The organism is Providencia huaxiensis (assembly GCF_002843235.3).
Classification (GTDB): Bacteria; Pseudomonadota; Gammaproteobacteria; order Enterobacterales; family Enterobacteriaceae; genus Providencia; species Providencia huaxiensis.
The window spans coordinates 86,586-104,283 of sequence record NZ_CP031122.1; the positions used below are offsets into that span (position 1 = coordinate 86,586).

The 17,698-nt window shown below is 51.1% G+C and carries 17 protein-coding genes; 2 read left to right on the forward strand and 15 right to left on the reverse strand.

Annotation, left to right across the window (positions count from 1 at the left end; translation table 11 throughout):
• Nucleotides 1–54 precede the first annotated feature (54 nt).
• The 9 genes from CYG50_RS01005 to CYG50_RS01050 form a co-directional block, all read right to left on the reverse strand.
• Nucleotides 55–1,851, reverse strand: a complete 1,797-nt coding sequence (locus CYG50_RS01005) for a VWA domain-containing protein (protein ID WP_000039318.1) — start codon at nt 1,849–1,851, stop codon at nt 55–57.
• A gap of 84 nt (nt 1,852–1,935) precedes the next feature.
• Nucleotides 1,936–3,213, reverse strand: coding sequence for a DUF3150 domain-containing protein (locus CYG50_RS01010; RefSeq protein WP_000170086.1), 1,278 nt, complete (start codon nt 3,211–3,213; stop codon nt 1,936–1,938).
• A gap of 199 nt (nt 3,214–3,412) precedes the next feature.
• A complete protein-coding gene (locus tag CYG50_RS01020) occupies nt 3,413–4,423 on the reverse strand; it encodes a YqaJ viral recombinase family nuclease (RefSeq protein WP_000706865.1) in 1,011 nt (336 codons plus the stop codon).
• Between the two features lie 62 nt (nt 4,424–4,485).
• Nucleotides 4,486–5,475, reverse strand: coding sequence for a phage recombination protein Bet (bet, locus tag CYG50_RS01025; RefSeq protein WP_001282585.1), 990 nt, complete (start codon nt 5,473–5,475; stop codon nt 4,486–4,488).
• 94 nt (nt 5,476–5,569) lie between these two features.
• Complete coding sequence (gene ssb / locus CYG50_RS01030; RefSeq protein ID WP_000987165.1) at nt 5,570–6,100, reverse strand: single-stranded DNA-binding protein; 531 nt, start codon at nt 6,098–6,100, stop codon at nt 5,570–5,572.
• A 60-nt stretch (nt 6,101–6,160) separates the two neighbouring features.
• Entirely contained in the window at nt 6,161–7,069 is a 909-nt protein-coding gene (locus tag CYG50_RS01035; RefSeq protein ID WP_000739139.1) for a hypothetical protein, read from the reverse strand.
• 10 nt (nt 7,070–7,079) lie between these two features.
• Nucleotides 7,080–8,048 (reverse strand): AAA family ATPase, encoded by a 969-nt coding sequence (locus CYG50_RS01040; protein ID WP_000085162.1) that lies wholly within the window; start codon nt 8,046–8,048, stop codon nt 7,080–7,082.
• A gap of 219 nt (nt 8,049–8,267) precedes the next feature.
• Nucleotides 8,268–8,453 (reverse strand): hypothetical protein, encoded by a 186-nt coding sequence (locus tag CYG50_RS01045; RefSeq protein ID WP_001186917.1) that lies wholly within the window; start codon nt 8,451–8,453, stop codon nt 8,268–8,270.
• A gap of 303 nt (nt 8,454–8,756) precedes the next feature.
• Nucleotides 8,757–9,077, reverse strand: coding sequence for a hypothetical protein (locus CYG50_RS01050; RefSeq protein ID WP_000547566.1), 321 nt, complete (start codon nt 9,075–9,077; stop codon nt 8,757–8,759).
• A 293-nt stretch (nt 9,078–9,370) separates the two neighbouring features.
• Here CYG50_RS01050 and CYG50_RS01055 point away from each other — a divergent pair, with 293 nt between their 5' ends.
• Together CYG50_RS01055 and CYG50_RS01060 are read left to right on the forward strand one after the other, a co-directional pair.
• Entirely contained in the window at nt 9,371–10,012 is a 642-nt protein-coding gene (locus tag CYG50_RS01055) for a hypothetical protein (RefSeq protein WP_000796664.1), read from the forward strand.
• 341 nt (nt 10,013–10,353) lie between these two features.
• A complete protein-coding gene (locus CYG50_RS01060; RefSeq protein WP_223854615.1) occupies nt 10,354–10,995 on the forward strand; it encodes a hypothetical protein in 642 nt (213 codons plus the stop codon).
• Nucleotides 10,996–11,033: 38 nt separating this feature from the next.
• On the opposite strand, the gene traN is transcribed toward CYG50_RS01060, so the two are convergent.
• The 6 genes from traN to CYG50_RS01090 all read right to left on the reverse strand — a co-directional run bounded on the left by traN (nt 11,034) and on the right by CYG50_RS01090 (nt 17,692).
• Nucleotides 11,034–13,844: a conjugal transfer mating pair stabilization protein TraN gene (gene traN / locus CYG50_RS01065; RefSeq protein ID WP_001909286.1), complete on the reverse strand. Its 2,811-nt coding sequence runs from the start codon at nt 13,842–13,844 to the stop codon at nt 11,034–11,036.
• Nucleotides 13,845–13,947: 103 nt separating this feature from the next.
• Nucleotides 13,948–14,955, reverse strand: coding sequence for a TraU family protein (locus CYG50_RS01070; protein ID WP_000983283.1), 1,008 nt, complete (start codon nt 14,953–14,955; stop codon nt 13,948–13,950).
• Nucleotides 14,952–15,623, reverse strand: a complete 672-nt coding sequence (locus CYG50_RS01075; RefSeq protein ID WP_001337754.1) for an EAL domain-containing protein — start codon at nt 15,621–15,623, stop codon at nt 14,952–14,954. Before CYG50_RS01075 ends, CYG50_RS01070 begins: the two co-directional genes overlap by 4 nt.
• Nucleotides 15,620–16,885: a TrbC family F-type conjugative pilus assembly protein gene (locus CYG50_RS01080; RefSeq protein WP_000621288.1), complete on the reverse strand. Its 1,266-nt coding sequence runs from the start codon at nt 16,883–16,885 to the stop codon at nt 15,620–15,622. The genes CYG50_RS01075 and CYG50_RS01080 overlap by 4 nt, the downstream gene beginning before the upstream one ends.
• The gene (locus CYG50_RS01085; protein ID WP_102139632.1) at nt 16,848–17,378 is read right to left on the reverse strand and encodes a S26 family signal peptidase; all 531 of its coding nucleotides are present in this window, start codon (nt 17,376–17,378) and stop codon (nt 16,848–16,850) included. The genes CYG50_RS01080 and CYG50_RS01085 overlap by 38 nt, the downstream gene beginning before the upstream one ends.
• Nucleotides 17,375–17,692, reverse strand: a complete 318-nt coding sequence (locus CYG50_RS01090) for a hypothetical protein (protein WP_000351984.1) — start codon at nt 17,690–17,692, stop codon at nt 17,375–17,377. Before CYG50_RS01090 ends, CYG50_RS01085 begins: the two co-directional genes overlap by 4 nt.
• Between the last annotated feature and the right edge of the window lie 6 nt (nt 17,693–17,698).

Consider the following 17,698-nt stretch of genomic DNA (forward strand, 5'->3'; position numbering starts at 1 on the left):
CCAAATAAAAACGGCCACCCCCGAAGGGATAGCCGTTTGTCGTTTCACTTCCTGTTAAGCTGCAAAAGCAGTCAATGACCGCTCCATCAACTTAAACAGTGTGCGTTGCAGAGCTGCCGCATCATCAATGACAATGTTCTTTTGGAACAGTCCTGACACTGCGGTAGTCTCTACCCCTATGCCGATCACCTCAACATCGCTTCGTTCACAGAGGTCAATCACTGAGCGACATGCCGGGGCGCTTTGAGGCTGCCCGTCAGTCACTACGATCAACATTTTTCGCTCTTCACGGGTCTTGGTGAGTTCAAAAGCTGCATACCACATAGCTTCCGCCATAGGCGTACCGCCAGTTGCTTTGAACCCAAACCGACCGGCCCGATTCTGAACCGTATCTCCATGCTTCACGACACTGAACACTGGCTGGTTCCGGTTGCCACCAAAAAAGGTGACTGCCGGGTTTACGCCGGGTATTGCTTCCAGAGCCATCGAAATAGCCAAGGACGCTTCCCGCGCAATGTCTTGACGCTCCTTTCCATTGGCGGCCTTGTAGGCCATCGAGGAGCTCATATCAACCAGGATGTGAACCGCCGTATTAGGGCGTTTCTTGGCTTCCGGCTTGAGGAATACGCGGGTATCACCCGTCACTACACGATGTAGTTTCCGAGCATCCACACGCTTCCCTGATCGTTGGTTACGGTGAGCAACTCGCTGGCTGGCCTGGACCAATCCGTAGAGCTGCGTTCTTATCTTTGAAGTGGTGCTCTTCACATCCCCTACCAGGCTTTTGCCAACAGCAGGGTTGTCCTGGGTGTTCACAGCAGAGCGAACAGTCATATAGCTACTGTCCCCCTTATCTTGAGCCACCCGGTTGAGCTCGGCTTTAAGTGCATCATGCGCGTCACCACGCAAATCACCGGCACCGGCATTCAGAACCTGCTGGAGCATTTTGGCCGCGTCTTGTTTCGCCGCGTCAGAATTGCCACCAGCCTGGCTTTGTCCTGCCTTGCTGCCACCATCAGTATCCGACTTGCCTTGGTCGCCCTGTCCTTTCGGATCAGATTTCCCGTTAGCATCGTCTTGCTTCTGGTCTTTACCTTGCTGATCACCACCATTGGCATCAGGCCCTTGGTTTTGATCGTTACCACTTCCGCCCTGACTGTTCTGAGGTTGGTTGCCACCAGCATTCTGCTGGTTGTTACCATCCTGACCATTCAGGGGCTTTTGCTCTTCTTTCTCCTTTTCCTCCTCGATCATCTTGATGATTTGGTCGGCCAAGGATGTCACCTCTGCGGTTGACTTAGTGTTCACAGCCTTACGCAGTAAAGCGTTCAGCCGAACAACAACACCCTGAGGGAACACGCGCTCGAATACGGGGGTAGCCGAATCGAGATAGGGTTGAAGGACGGATTGCCCTACAGCCTTGGTTTGCAACCAGTACAAACAAAACCCTGTCAGAATGGAGGCAGGGGCCTCTTTGTCTGTGACGTGCTCGTAATGACCAGCTTGAGCCATATAGCGAGCAACCTCATTCAGGGTCTGCGACGTACCGGGGAAGAGTTCCATCATGGCCCGTTCTATGCGGCAGTCCTCCAAAACGTTGGACAACTCAGCATGAAGACCTCTGCGGCGCTCAACACCAAAGTCCGTAAACCGGACATGGGCTGCTTCATGGGCCAAATACCCCCAGACAGCATCCATGTGAGGATAGTCGTCGGGGATATTCGGAACCACGATGGTCTTACCATCGGTGTATGCGTCATCGTTACCGATGGCGACTTTGACACCGAGTTTTTCACCATAGGCTGCGGCCACGATTGGTAGAGCGCTGTAAATGGTGCGTTTTTTGGACATATCTTTTCTCCTGGTAGGGAAGGAGATAGTCCACCCCTGGAGGGAATGGCTATCCCCTCCGGGTCGGTTTAGTTGAAGTGACTATTAGAAGAAATAGTCGCCATCGTCGTCAGTTTTAGGCAGCTCCTGGTTGAGAGGCTCCTCTGTCGGCTCCTCTTGGACAGGCTCTTGCTCTACCGGAGTTTCCTCAGGCAAAACCGGCTCATCCTCAACATCAACGCGCTCTTCTCGAACCACATCACCGGCATTGGATTCATCTTCCGATTCACCCTCGCCTCGTTCTGCAAAACTCTTGAAGAAGTTGTCGATGTCTTCATCCAGGTCAACAGCGTTACCACCGCTGTTAGTCTGTTCTGATTGAACAGATTCAGTACCACCTACCTGTTGCTGCTTGGTTTCGCCACCCTCTGTTGCAGGGATAAGCTCACCGGCTTTATCGCTTTTCTGTTCGGCCTTTTCATCTTTAGAACGGTCCCCCATCTGGGCTCCCGAACCGCCAATGTCATTAGCCATGCCCTCTACAGTAATCGAGCCATTGGCATACTGCTCGATGCGGTCCCTCTCGCTCATGATCAGCACTGCGGCCACGACCTGATAAAAGAAAGGCGCAACGATGTTTCGGCCATCGGCATGTTGCTCGTATCCCCGGAGGGTTTGGTCGAGCAGCTTGACCAGAGGGTTAAAAGCGCTGTTCAGGAAGCTAAGCCCATCCACCTTGTCGCGGATGTTACGGAGTGTCTGCCGAGTAGTGACCGCACATTGGTCTCGACCGGCCAAACGTTCCATATAGAACTTATTCGCTTCCTGAACCACTTCGGAGATGAGATCGTCACCCAAGCGCTCAACCTTGCGGTTAAGGCGTTTGGCGTTGGCCTCATCTTCGTTCACAGGCTGGATCATGAACACCTGGTACTCAAAGCCAATCCGCTCCTCGACCGTTTCCTTTGGAAGGGCTCCGGCACGGATAGCTCGTTCATACTCAGGGTTCTCCTGACACCATTCATCCACGGCTTTGTTGTAACCTTTGATGAAATCCTGTTTCAGTTGGTTAAACTGAAAGTTTATGTCATTCAGCTTGTTACAGATTTCATCGGTCTTGCTGACGGGTACGGCAAATCCGTTCATGAACGGCATACCGAATTTCAGCAGGAGGCGACGAGTTTCTGTTTTCAGGCGATGAAAGCCTTTCAGCTTAGCCGGATCACAGATCTTCTTACTTCCCAGTTGAGCTACTTTCTCAGGTGGAATTTCACCACCCTCGCCCAGCTTGAGATCAGATGCAGACAAACGGGTTTGTCCACTCCAGATGTCAAAGTCTACGTGGATAACACAGAGGCTTTGTAGATGGTTCACTTTAGTCATGATGCACTCCAAAAAGTTGGGGGCGCACCACGTCCCGAACCGGGCGGATGCGCCCGGTTGGGCTAGTAAATTAACGTTAATTTGCTGTTTGTTTTTGGCGACCAGCTATCGCACTTTTCGCTCTCCGAAGAGAACAAAATCTTGCTTTCCGTTGGAGACTCCCAGAATCCCCAAGGGAAAGCGGGGGAAAATCCCCCACTCACCAGTAGAACGTCTCTACTTCTTCCGGCAAATCATCAAGAGGAGCAAGCACGTCCTCATCAACAATGTACCGTGGCTTCACAGAGCCAGTAACCGTTACACGGCACCGCTCTGATGACTTCTCTCTGTACTGGTCAACATCCTCAGGCTTCACGCCTGACGCCTTATCAGCCAACAGCTTTTTGTAGTCTACCCGGCCAGCCGCTTTGTATCTCGTTACCATCACACCGCAGTAGTCGGCATGGAAGTATTCCCCCATGAGGGACTTCATGGTGTCGAGATGAGGCTTTTGCCTTTCTTGAAGCTCAGACAGTCGCTGTTTCAGCTCCTGAATCTCAGCATCATAGAGGCGGTATTCCTCAGCAGCAGCAATCCAACGGTTGACCTCTTCACCTTGCGGTATGTACAGGTCTCTCTCTGGATCTTTGTCGGGCTCCTTCTTGTCTACTACCTGTTGCCAGAACTTTTTAGCCTCGGCCAAGATTTCTTGAATCATGGCTTCGTCTCGGAGTATTGGAAACTCCTGAATCTGACCTTCAAAGTAGAAGACTAACCAGCCTTGCTTGGCCCCCGTTACCAGGAGCTGGTGTTGCACCTGCGGGTAATAAAGCTGGTATGCCTTGCTGTTTGCTTTCTCAGCACAAACATCTTCCCAGACAGTCGCACTCGGGCTTTTCAGCTCGACGGGCTCCCCGTTATCTCTCAGGCCATCCAGGGAGGCCCTCATGAGCGGGTATTGAACCGATTCGACACAGGCGGGGAGCAGCATGTCATCATACTTCTCCTCGAAAGCGCGTCTTGCAGCATCTTCGTTTTCTATCCCCCGGCGAACCAGCGGATTAAGACTCAGATCGACTTCACGCGCATACCCAGTCTTCTCGGCCCACAGTCTCCATCGTGTTTTGTACGGAGACCGATTGAGCAGGATAGCGGCGTCAGTGGCTGTTACACCTTGACGCCGCCAATCAAGCCAATCTTCCTCTCGTTGCGATAGGTTGACTATTTTCATGGACCTCTCTCCAATGGTTAGGAGGGAGATCTCCCCCAGCGGGGGAGTCCCCCCCGTTGGGGTTAGTAGTAACTGCCTTCCGCGCCCTCCTCTTCTGTAACAGGGATCATGTCCTCGTCACTCAAAGGCGGCATTTCTTCGGCACCAGGTTCAGCATTTGCAGAACCACCAGCGGCGGACTCTTGCTCGTGCGCTTCCTGGTAGTCAGGTTTCGGAGGCTCCATTTGATCCATCTCCTTGTCACGAAGGAATTGAGTCGCATATTGCAGTTCCGAACCTTCATACCGTCCCTTCACATACTCATGCGCCGCAGACCATGCGTTTTCAGCAATGGCGCGATTTGCGAGTTTGGTTAGGATCGGGTCAAGCTCTTTGTGCTCAATAGCCAAAGGCTCTTGGCTTTGAACTTGAGATGGTGAAGGGAGATTGGCAATAGCCGGGTTAATGGCCGATGCCTGCTCCATTTCACGGATGCGTTCAGCTTCATCCTGGTCATAAATACCAGAGAAACCAAATGCGACACGAGAACACTGGATCAGCGACTTGTGCCGGAGTTGACGCTTGGTGTGCGTTTGCCAGGGGCCATCAACAGTGTAAGCACCATTGCGACCTTGACCCTGAAACGGTTCACGGTACACCTCATCAATGAACTCCTTGATGCGGATAGGGCGAGATCTGTCCTTACGGTAAATCACGCATTCAATCCACTCAGGGCAGTCAACTTTCGCCCCCTGCATTCTGACCATCTTGTCCGAATACACGAACTCGACGCCATCATACTGGGGATGCTCGTTGATGATGCGGCTCCAACCATCAACACCTACTACCGGAATGATCCCATTTTGCTTGTCAGGAAACGCATAGATTTCCCGAGTGAAAGGGTTCAAACCGTACTGTTCAGCCACGATCAGGAGCGTCATCATCTGCTCATCGGTCGGGGCACTTCCATCTCGCTGCTTGAATGCGGTCGCCTTCAAAGTTTCATAGAACTTTCGGGTGTCCACGCCAAACCGGCTTGCGATACGGGTTACAAGAGATTTGTTATCAGACATGGTGTTTCTCCAATTCACGAATGAACGGTTTGAGGACACCATGACCCCCTCGGGGCATGAGTGCCCCCGTGGGGTTTAGTAAGAGTTGGCGGTGTTACCCGCCAGCCAAGTGGTGCAGCCGCATGAACGGGATGTCATCATCCCAGCCATCAGGAGCGGGACCATAGCCTCCGCCCATACCACCTTGCGGTGCTGATTGCTGCACAGGAGCAGATTGCGTACCGGCTCCTGTACGTTGCCCTTTTTGGGGCGCTGCACGTTGAGAGTTGTCCTGAGGTGCATTTCCACGACCACCAAGCATCTGCATTTCAACGCAGTGTACTTCGGTGGTGTAGCGCTCGATTTGTTGGCTGTCAGTCCACTTCCGGGTGCGGTTGCTCCCTTCGAGATAGACTTGGGAGCCCTTTTTCAGGTACTCACCAGCGACTTCTGCCAAACGACCTTTAAGCACAATACGGTGCCACTCAGTATGCTCTCTTTGCTCGCCAGACTGCTTATCGCGCCACGTATCCGTTGTTGCAACGTTGAAGTTGGCAACGGCAGTTCCGCTTGGCATGTAGCGAATTTCCGGGTCAGAACCGAGATTACCGACCAGAATTACTTTGTTGACGCCTTTAGACATCATGACCTCCAAGTTATTTGGAGAGGGCCAACGCCCCTTTCGGGGAGCAAGCCCCCGTAAGGGTTAAAAAAAGTGATCCTCTTGTTCGGCGTCGATCTCTGCCAGGCGAATCAGCTCAGATACAAGGCCAAGCCTTTCTGCATCTGCTCTTACTTCGTCGTAGCTGAAACCAAACCGTTCAATGAGGGGTTTTAGTGAATCAAAACGCTCGTAGTCGAAGGTATCACCCTGTTCATCACAGAATGCCACCAGCGGCTTCTCTACGTTTGAAAAGTCATCCGCGAAACGCTGTTGCAGGTAAACCAACATCAGCAGGGGTTTGTGACCATGTTCCGGGCGGAGTTCACCAGCGCCTTCCAGCGTAGCTGGATGGATAGTGTTTTCGCCTAGTCCAGTGCTAACCCCAAGCTCATAACCGCTGTCAGTACGCATCAGCACACTGGGTAGCAAGTCATTTGAGCCTTCGCTCCGAGCAACCTCAAAGCCGATTAAACCGGCTCCTTTGGCAAAAACCCCAGCAACAAAACCTTTGAAGAGGTTTATGTCACCTGGAGGTAACTCAGAGGGCGGAGATAACAGCCAGTTGAGAGATCCCAAGCTGGCTGTTTGTCCGGCTGAAACATTCCCCCCTTCCAGCACCGTCTGTGTCTCTGCGTTTACCAGCACCTCATCCAGAAAGGTGTACCCCTGGCTGAGAAACTGTGACACATACTGGCTTTCTTTGTCCTTGTAGGACATTGGGATCGTGTCTGGGCCGTTAGCTTCAAAAGGTCCTTCGAGCTTTGTCTCAGACCAATTTTCAGCTTTCCCATCAGTGACGGTTCGGCGTAGCTCGACCATCGTGAATTGGCCTGGCTCCGAGGAGCTGGGCTCCCGGAGCAACTTGTAGCCAATGAAGACTTCTATTGTGGTTTCGTCATTGCCCCACTCTTTAGCAGTGTAACGACGGCACAAACAGTCATTTTTCTTCATGCGTCACCCCTTAGCGCCATTGGTCCCCGAACACATCCTTCGCAACACGCAGGATGGCTTCACGCTCCTCTTTGGCCGCACGGATAAGCAGAGCTTGATCCAGGGCGTATTCAAGAGCATTTGGGGCACCACGGAACGCTAGAGACAGTTTCGCCCAACGCACCAACGTCCGAGTGGACATGGTGACGCTGATCTGACCATCTTCACCGTTTTCGCCAAGAAACAGTTTGCGGACCTGATTAGCAATCCGAACCATTCCCTTCCGCACATTTTCCGGAAGTTTCGGAGTAACACGGCCAAGAATGCTGAGTTCAGCTTCCTCATCCGCATACCCTACTTTGGTGAAACGATAGCGATCCATAGCTGCGAGGTTCTGCATCATCACCCCCTGGTACAAACCAGAAGCATCACCGGACCCCGTAGAGTTACCAGTAACGACCACACGAAACATCGGGTGCGGCTTGATGATTTCCCCGCCATTCTGAGCGATCACAAGGGGACGCCCTTCAAGGACATCGTTGAGACCAGCCAGCTCGGCAGGGTCGGCCAAATCCACCTCGTTGATGAGGAGCAGATGACCTTCACGCATAGCGACTGCCAGAGGTCCATACATGAACTTCATGACAGGTGGTTGACCAGGCTTTTCCGCGACCAGAGCGTGATGTCCAATCAGATCTGTCAGCTCCATCCGCCCGTGGGCAGTGATTTGCTGAACAGGCCAGTTGAGACGACCAGCGATCTCGGTGATACCTGAGGTTTTGCCAGACCCGGTAGGGCCGGTTACGAACAATGCGTCACCGCCAGGCTCTTTGAGATAGGCCAAGACCTCTCGCAGAAACTCTTTGCGGAAAACGTAGTTGGTATCAGTGGCAGGGATGAAAGGGTTTGAACCGTCAGCGTAGCCGATGGCCGTTACCTTCTCCGGAATGCTGGGCATACCGAAAACCTTGCTTACTGAGAATTGAGAGTATTGAGACATAGGTGCGCTCCTATTGTGACAGGCGCACCACGTCCCGAACCGGGCGGATGCGCCCGGTTGGGCTAGTAAATTAACGTTAATTTGCTGTTTGTTTTTGGCGACCAGCTATCGCACTTTTCGCTCTCCGAAGAGAACAAAATCTGCTTACTGATGGTATTCACCATGAGTAAGAAGACTTTTAAGGAGCGAGGAGAGTAGCCTCTCCTGGAGGCCACTCCCTCAATGGACGAACATCACCACATCGTCGTTTTGACCAATGACCCCGGTTTCTTTGGCCCACTTCACTGCTTCACTGTGCGCCTGGTAGGAGCTGGAATACAGTTTCGGATCAAATTTCACCTCGCGTCCATCAGCCAGATAGATGATGCCTGCGTGATCGTCGTAAACATGAAGATTCTGTTGCATTCGACATTCCCCCTGTAGCTTGTCGTCAAAGCCAACTGACACCAGAAGACTTTGAGGACAAGCCACAGAGGCTTGACCAGAAAGAGAGGGGTTGCCCCCTCCCTTTGCGTTGACTATCAGCAGTAACCGAACGATTCAGCGATTCTCACGAAAGGACGAGAGATTGCCCAACCAGTAGGGATACACAAAGCGATGATAGCGATTTCCATGATGTTGCTCCTAAGCAAAAAGGGGCAACATCCCCGTCGGGGTATGGTTGCCCCGATGGGTTTGAAAGTGTCGAAGATTACTCAGCGACAGTTATTACCAAACAAGTTCCTTGCCCTTACGAAGGTAAGTCGGGATTTCGAGATAATCCCAGTCAGGTTCTTGTTTAGCGACTTCTTGAACTTGAGTTACCTCAGGTTCAACGACTGCTTTGGCTTGTTCAGCCTTGGCAGCACGTTCTTTGATGACGGCCTGTACAGACCGCATTGCAGGAACTGCGAATTTGTTCCAAAGGAACAAACCGATACGCTGGAACACTTTAGCGAGAACGATGAAGGAAAAAGCAAATGCCTTCGCGCCTACGTACAGTGCGCCCAGAGATGCAAGCAGAACTACAATGAAAGTGATGATGTGCATGGTGTTGCTCCTATGTAAAAAAACAGGGGCAACACCCGAAAACCGGGAGAAGCCCCCGGCTTGGGGTTAAGTAATGCCATACGGCATAAGACTAGATGCTGTTTGTTTTCGGAGACCAGCTATCTCACCTATAGCCGCAGAGCGACTAAGATGATTCAAATATAGCTCACCTTTGCTAAACAGAAAACGCTGTAACTGTCCATTTTGGGCACTTCGAGAGGTCAGGTTACAGATTGACCGCATTTATCCTTTCCAGTGCGTTTATCTGTACCTCAAATTTAGGAGTATCTCTAATGGCAGAAGCACAAGTAGCACTGGACACAAACAACGACCGCAGCAACCACTACTCTCGCCCTGTTTTCAAGCAAGTTCTGAAAGTAAACAGCCTCCAAGCTCAGCGCGTCATGGAACGCAGCTTTGAGCGAGTTTCCAACTCCCTGTTCTCCATCGACGTGATCCTTCGCATCATCGGTGAGCAGGACGAAATCGACCAGGTTGAAACCGTCATCCTGGAACACATTTCCAAGGTCTCCGAAGACCTGGACAAAGCTACCGCCCAGCTCAACAAGCTGATGGAAGACAACGGCATCGACATGATGCCCGGCTACACCAACCCGAATGAATACACCATCGAGATCAACTCTCCTCAGGTTGCTCAGTTTGCACACCTGATCCGCAAACTGGATACCCTGATGGGGATCGTTGACACTCTCTGGCTGAACACCGTACTGACCAGCAAGCAGCGCACCGACGCCACTTACCAATGGCAGCAACGCCTCATCAAGCTGGCCGGTCGAATCATCGGCATCGAGAAACGGGCTCGCATTTCCGCCCACAGCAAAGGCAAAGAAGGTGAAGTGGCCGAAGCCGCTCCGGAATCTGCAACCGGCGACAAGGAAATCGCAGACGAAGCCGAGAAAACAAAAGCAGCATAACCCAGCCCAAACCTTTGCCCCTCGCCCGAGGGGCTTTTTTTTGTCTTTTATGGTTGCATTTTTTGATGCTGTGATATTATCGAAGTAAATCAGATTCAACTCAGGTAAGAACGGAGAACAACATGAAAAAGGCTTTAATCACCACCGTGGCTCTGGCTGTAGCAGCTCTATCTGGCTGTGCATCCACCAGCAGTTACGAACCCACAGCGTACAAAACCAATCACAGTCGCGCTTACAACATCGCGGAGGCCGGTGGCCTGGTAACAGGCATCCAAGACGCTTCTGTTCCGCGTGACAAGCTGGAGCGTCTGACCGACACCAAAACGTTTGGGGCAGCCTACGTGCTGTCTGGCTACATGTCCCCTCAGCTCGGAATGACCGACTGGCAAGGTGGCTTGGTCAACCTTGCGAACTGGGCTATCGGCCCCAAACAGCATGGCGCTCGCAATAGCTTGATCGCTTGGATGCCTGCTAACGAAGCAGTTTCACCGGCAGACGCTCAGGCCAAATTTCTTTCACATGTGAAAGTTTCCATTGAGTCAGCGCTGACTGATTTGGGTGCCAATTTCACGCTTCTGTATGACAAAGATGGTCGCCTAACCTATCAGTTCTACAAGAATGAATGGGGTTGCCCGACGTGGGTGAACGGACAAAGTAAGGTAGCTGACATGTGTTCCGTTAAGGTGAAAATCGTGGAGCCTCGCCTAGGGTCAGCTCCTAATTTTGTCTCTGGCGTTCAAGGTACAGCGTATGCCTTCACATCAGGCCATGAGACCGCATACAACTTTGTGAATGTCGGTAATGGGGCAGCAAGCCATGCTCCTCAGCAAGCGATCTACGCAGCTATTAGCAAACAGCTACCAGCTTGGGCCTACCTCTACCTTGCTCCAAAATCGGTTGAGCTGGATAATGGCGAAAAAGTTGCTTTCCCTTACCTTCTTGATCAGGGAAAAGCAGAGTTATTTGTTTACCCAGAAGCGTAATCAATCTACATGAGAAAGGGGCCGAAAGGCCCCTTTTTTTATCCACCACCACCAGTTGGCGCGCCTGTTTGAGGGTCTATGCTGTTTGTCGCCTCTTTTCGCTTCGCGTCAATATCAATCCCTTCCAACCGCTCCAACGCCCTTTCCTGAGCATTCTTCCGCGTCCCGTCAATATTGAAGTCATTCCCTGCTCCAGTCAGCGAGTCGAGATTTATTGAGGCCGGATCAGGGAATTTACCGTTCTGCTGTAATATCCCAAGCCACTCATCCAAATTAATTTTGCTCCAATCAATTTCGGCAATTTTATCTAGTGGAATCCCTTCACACTGAGGATTTTTGGGGTCTCCAAAGTTCTGCCCCAATTGAGGGCGAACCTGTTCTTGTATAATACGAGAGAGCGGAGAATTGAAGCAGCAATACGCTTCTCTTTTTTCAATACAAGCGCCCAACACCTTAGATTTACAATAAGAGCCTACATAGGTGCAATTCTTGAGCGCTCTTTTGGCGTTCATAGTGAACTCTTCTTCCTCGCACTTATAAATCATCTGGATCATCACCATCGCAACGACATAGACGGTATATATCGTCATGGCAGTGCTAAGCCATGTTGTCGCAGTCTCCATCATTGCTTCGGCAGCTTGTTCAGATGCTGCGGCAGCCGCCTGCTCTGTTGCTGCATCTTGGCCTGCTGATTTCATGACATCCATCATCACTTCTTTGACTTGCTCTTTGAGCTGGTCAATGAGTTGATCAACAAACTGCTCTACAGGCTGGAAGAACGAATCAACAGCACCTGAAACGTTCTCTATATAACTTGTGAACGGTTTTGTGACTTCTGTCCACCCTTGAAGGGCAGGTTCCCTAAGTACCTGATAAGCACCTTTAAGCGCATTACCATCAGTCAGCCCCATCACTGCGCCATCGAGCTTTGGAACGGCCATTATTAGGTTCAGATAATCGGCAAGAGATATATTGGTTGGCTTTTCACAGCAATCAGAAACTCCCCCAACAGCTATCTTGCATTCGCCAGCTTCCCCTGCAAAAGCAGAGCAAATAACGTTTTCATCCCCGGTAGGATTGTCATCCCCATCTTGGCCTGTGCAGCTCATATCCTGCGTCATGAATTGGGCTGCATTGAGCAACGCAGTAGCGCGAGCAAAATCAGTGCTTTGTGTTTTGGTCAAATCAAGGCAGTCATCTCCCATGCAGCGTATAGGCCCACCGCACTGGTACTCAGTTTCCTTTTCCAAGGTCGGAACAGAAACATCTGTACCACAGTCATAAGTATCCTCGTGGACGTAGCACGTACCAGAACTTCCCTGAGCACCATCAACACATTTGGAACTGATGAAGCCGCACTGAGGGTTTTCTTCATATTTCTGACAGCTATCGAGATTCCCGCCCGTGTTTACCGGACAGTGCGTTTCACCTTGAGGGTCTGTCCAGCAGTCCATTTGCCCCTTATAAAAGTCATAGTCAGCTTTAACTCGAACCTTTTTGCATAGTTTTGGAATACCAGGCAAAGGTGACGGCTTGAGTTGAGATTCGCAAACTTTGATCCCATTGATGACTGTGCAGCCCGTAGCATCAGTCGGGTCATCTATACATGTGATCTCGCCTTCCGCAAAACCATCTACAACCCCTTTGGCTGAATCCATGCAGCTCTGTGGAGCCCACTCATCCTTGGTAATGGCTTTTGATGGGTCATAGCGTAGCTTTATGCGGCCAAAACCCTCACCTGCGCCAGTTACTGAAACGCGGATCTTAAACGTAACAACATCACCATCTTTCACATTCTTGAAATAGGGAGTGACATCAATATTAGGGTTTCGCTCCCAACTTGTTGACAATTCACATCGGCCAGCCGTTTCTGGAGGGAAATTGCCGTCAGGGCCGGACCATACTTTAGTTTCCTGACCTGATTTACCAACCCAAACTTGCATGTAGTCATCCCACTTGGCGTACTCAAGAGTTGCAGACACTATGGCGTCTGGATTACTGACTTGGACCCGCGTGTATTCCTCATAAATCGAACAGTTGCCACTCCAGTAGTCGTTACCAACTCGGCCAATCCACAACTCAGTACAGCCTTCTCCACAAGATTTGAGGTTATATGGACCATCATAGTGCTTCACCACAGAGGCATCGTAGTCATGGACAACCTCACAGTCCGCGCTTTGATCTACAACACGCTGACACCGTTCATACTCTGGAATGTGGGCGTTGATAGTATTCTGATTGATGGTTGTTTCGGCAGAACAATCCCCAAAGCCACCTGCGATGAGGTCCATATCCTCATAGGTCTTTTTGCTTAGATTTAGTACAGGGTCATTACTGAAATCAGGGCGTGATCGATTAGAGGCATCGAGAAGAACCTTGTATGCCGCACCAGAGATTGATGGATTAGCACTATTGGCATCACTCCACAGCGACCCTTTTGCATTATTCCCCACGCTGTCCATGTCATCGCCAGAGTCGTAAATGCCTTGCAGACCGCCCACATCAGGTTTATTGGCATCAGGGAAGTAATAACTATCAGGTTTATTGTTGGTCCCGCTCGTTCCGGGGAATAGATCATTGACATTAATCTGACTCCCCCCGTTCATTTGGAATTGACCGTCTTTCAACGTCGGCATAGAGATTGTGCCATCTTGCACAGTCCCCGAGCTCGACTTGAATGAGTTTGAGAGGTTTTGTCCGAAAGCCTGGGCCTCTTTACCCACCGCTGTGATGTCCTGGTCTTGGCTACCGTTAGCGTAGGAATGTATCGGCAGCGCAGACATGGTTACTGTCAACAGCGAGGCCACAGCTTTCATAAAGTAATTATGACTTCGCATTGTGTTCTCCATTTCAACCTTCCCATGCTATCTGAGAAGACAAGGGCCACCTGTACGTGTAGTGGCCCTTTTGGGGCATAATCTAAAATGCCCGTGCAAATTCGTTAGGGTCTGCTCAATTGTTACAGCAATCATTCCATCGCCAGATGGTGTAAATAGGGTCTTGCCCAATTGCCGGTATAGTTCGCGCCAGACCCCACGTAAGAGTGGATTCGCCAATTACGTGAGATGAGTTTGTCTCTGGAACCGGATGCAATAGCGTGAATTTGTACTGCGTTTTGGGTAGTGTTGGGCTAATAACACCTCTACACATAGCCTCAGAACCCATTGTCTTCCACGCTAACCCCCGGCGATGCAAAGCAGCCAGAACCCTTGTGCTAAGAAGACTGCTATCGCGGATAACACCTTTTCCACCATTCTGGTTGCCACTAAATGGATACAGGGTGCCCCATGAACCAGCACACCAGAAAAGCTGTTTTAAAGGTTTTCCAGCGGTTGATGAGACAGCATCAGCAGTACACGCAGCCGCCGCAATTGGGTTTGCTACTGCCGCCGCCTCTGGATTGGTAAAAAAAGCGAGCTCATCATTGTTCCAGGTCGGGTCGAGCTCCGACATGTACATGATGTCGAGATCCATATACCCATCAGCATTACAGGTCTGCTTAATAAATAAATCGAGCATCACCAACAGAGGAAACGCATAGTAGTGATAGTGCATAAAAGAACCATCACCACCATCCATGTCTCCCATGCCATGATGCCCTTGGTTAGTCCTATCAAACGGGAACCTGACACCATTCAAGACAGATGAGCAGCCAGGCACTCTCTGAAATTCAACAAGCCGTGCTGGCTCCCACATAGAAGTGGTGACTCCAGGCCGAGGGACCCCTAGATTATCCTCGCACATACACAGAGGGTTGCTTACGGCTTCACTCGGGAATGATCCGCCTCCACCACTTATAGGAACCCCTGCTACTTTGATGGGAAAAATACAGCTCCAGCAGATGTCAGTAATCAGTTTTCCGCCGATTACTTCCGCATTCTGGCACCCAGGGTCAGCCGATACCGAACGAACCCAAAAGACCGCGCTAACGGCAATGACCCGTAGAATTTTTTGCATCATGGTAAGGCCTTTACGTAATTCAAGTGTTTCTCCATGACAGCAGGCTTCCCGTGATAGAAACCTTGTTGCCATGACAGTCCAAGTAATTTGGCGCTCTCCCCCAATGGGAAGCTCTCCACCTGCTCAGCAATGAGCTGTATGCCTTTTCGGCGGCAGTGGAGGATGGCCGAGTAGTCTTCAAGCGACCGCAGTCTTCTCGCGTCAAACTTGCAATAGTGCCAGTCATAACGACTCAGGCGCTCCAGCGAAGAGTTTTTGTCTCCATAGTCATCCAGCGCCAGCTCAACCCCTATTTCGGTAAGAGCCTCCCATCTCAATGCGAGAGAGGCATCCTGAATGCCCTCGGTAATCTCGATGACAAGCCGTGATGAGTGATTCTTAGCAATGTCGCGGACAACCCTCCACCACGCTTTGAAAATGACGTCTGATTGCAAAGTATGTTCAGAGACATTCAGAAAAAGAGCTGGGTACAGATCCAAGCAATAATGAAGGTTGTCCTGAATGAACCGTGCCATCTCCATATCCACCAGCCCCCAATAAGGAGGTGATGACAGAGAGGATGGTGTAAGAACCCGGCCTTCGTCGTACCAACGAGCCAGTACCTCAGCAGCGACAAACGAACCTGTGCCGACGTCTTTAATTGGTTGGAAAGCCGGGGCAAAAATCATTCACCGCCCTCCTCAGCAAGTTCGCGGACAACAAACTTCTTGCCTCTGGCAGTAATGACGCTCGGTGTGTGCTCCAGCTCGAACCGGGTAATCAGATCTGGCGTCAGCAGATATACCGGCGCGTCAAAGTTGTCGGTGACACTCTTGTAGGAATCCCAGCCTTTGTCTTTGTCGAACTCTGTGGCGATATAGGTAATCCGTTGTACGCCAGGTTCCTGCTTAATTTCAGGCAGCTTCTTGGCGAGCAGCTCCATTTGCTTTTTGTCCAGCGGGTCGAAAACTACGACCGCTTGGGTAAATGGCCGCGTTCCAGGCTTGCAAACTTCCTTCGGATCGCACAATGGGTTGATCACGTCACCCGCGTGAGCGAACACAGTGCCATCCGGAGTGCTGATGTCACTGGTGATCATGACGCTAGGGTCAATTTCTCGTGTTCGAGATTTTGGCGCTCTGGGCAGCTCATTGAAATTCTGCTTGGTCCAGAAGCGCTCTATAGCCTGTTTCTTCTTCTCTTCCCAGTCGATATTGGCAAGGCGTTTCTTGGCAACATCAATAAGGTCTGGCTCACTGATTTTCTCCACCGGCCCCTTAACGCCGAGATCGCCTTTTTCTCCGTTATCCACTTCCCGAGCCAACCATACCGGGTCGGACAACCCGGAGACCTGGGCGACGACGTTTGGTTGTTCGCCAGGCAGCGGCTCATCCTCCAGCATCACAATCGTGGGAACGGCTGTGATGTTGTACGTTTTGAACAACGTAGGGTTGATGATGATGTTCGGCACTGGGTCTTTTTTGGCCGCGAGCGCCTGAATAGCTTTAACTCCCTGCCCCAAGTTCATTCCTTCCGGGATGCCACGGAACACAATTACAGAATCAGGCTGGCCTGACACCGCCGTTAGGACGTCATCTAACCCCTGTTCGCCAAGAGACAACGAGGCGAAAACCAGTATCCGATGGTCAGAGTAGATACCCTTTTCAGCCTGTTTCCGGTGCATCTCCTTGAGCGTTGGGTTAGTAGTTTGGAGCTGCTTGAAAAATGCCTTGGCTTCGGCCTGAGCCTCGTCCATGTGTTGGTTTTGCAACAGAGATGGCATTTCCATCTTCTGGGCCTTTTGGGCAATTTGCTTTCCTTTCTCAATAAGCGCCTTATCCTGCTCTGTGAGCGGAGACTCTTGAGCGTATGCCCCGCCAGCCACAGAGAATATCAACGCCACCAGAACGCTCTTAGAACAGGGGATATGCGCGGCCAATGATCTGATCATTTTTCACAGTCCCCCAGTAACGTGAGTCGAAGCTGAATGGGCTTTTGCCCATAAACCAGTAGTTATTCTCTTTCAGCGTGGTCTTGCCGTAAAAGTGGCTCTCTGGCAGATGTAGTTTCCCTGCGAGCTGGAGCCCCTCTCCGACGACATCACCATTGACGGTGATCTTCCACTTATCGTTGATCTCGACTTTATCCCCCGGCATACCGGTGAGGATTTTGACCATGCGAGTCCCGTCCTTGTAGAAAGGCTGCATGTTCTTGGCTTGGAAGGCGTAAACAGCTCCCCTCTCCAGAGTTTGGTCGTTCAGATCAATGAGGAAGAAGGTGTAACCCGGCAGGCACTTCTCCTGTTGTGGATCAATGCCAATACGGTAGCGGCTGGCAAAGGCCGCACCAGCAACCCAAAGAACCAGTAGTGTCACACCGGCCTTAACCCCGAAGCGCTTCCAGGATTCCTTTTTGACGAAATACTTCTTGAGTGGAAAATTCATTTCAGCACCTCATCAGGGAGGTACACGTCACTTGGAGCACCGACGACAGCACTTGCGTCAAGGACCAAATAACCTGCGTCTTTCAACTTCAAAATTGCGTCATTGGTCTTGACCATCAGTCTTTCAACTTCCTCCTGAGAGGCACCAGCGGGATACGCCGACGCCACTTTAGCGAAGTCAACCACGACCACTGGCGGGGTTTGATTCAAACGCTGATGGATGCTTGCCGTTTGTTCGCTCATCACGTAGTAGCTACCGCCGAAGCCACCAGCGGCACCGAGAATGGCGGCGATTGCGATTGATTTAATGTCCATTACTGT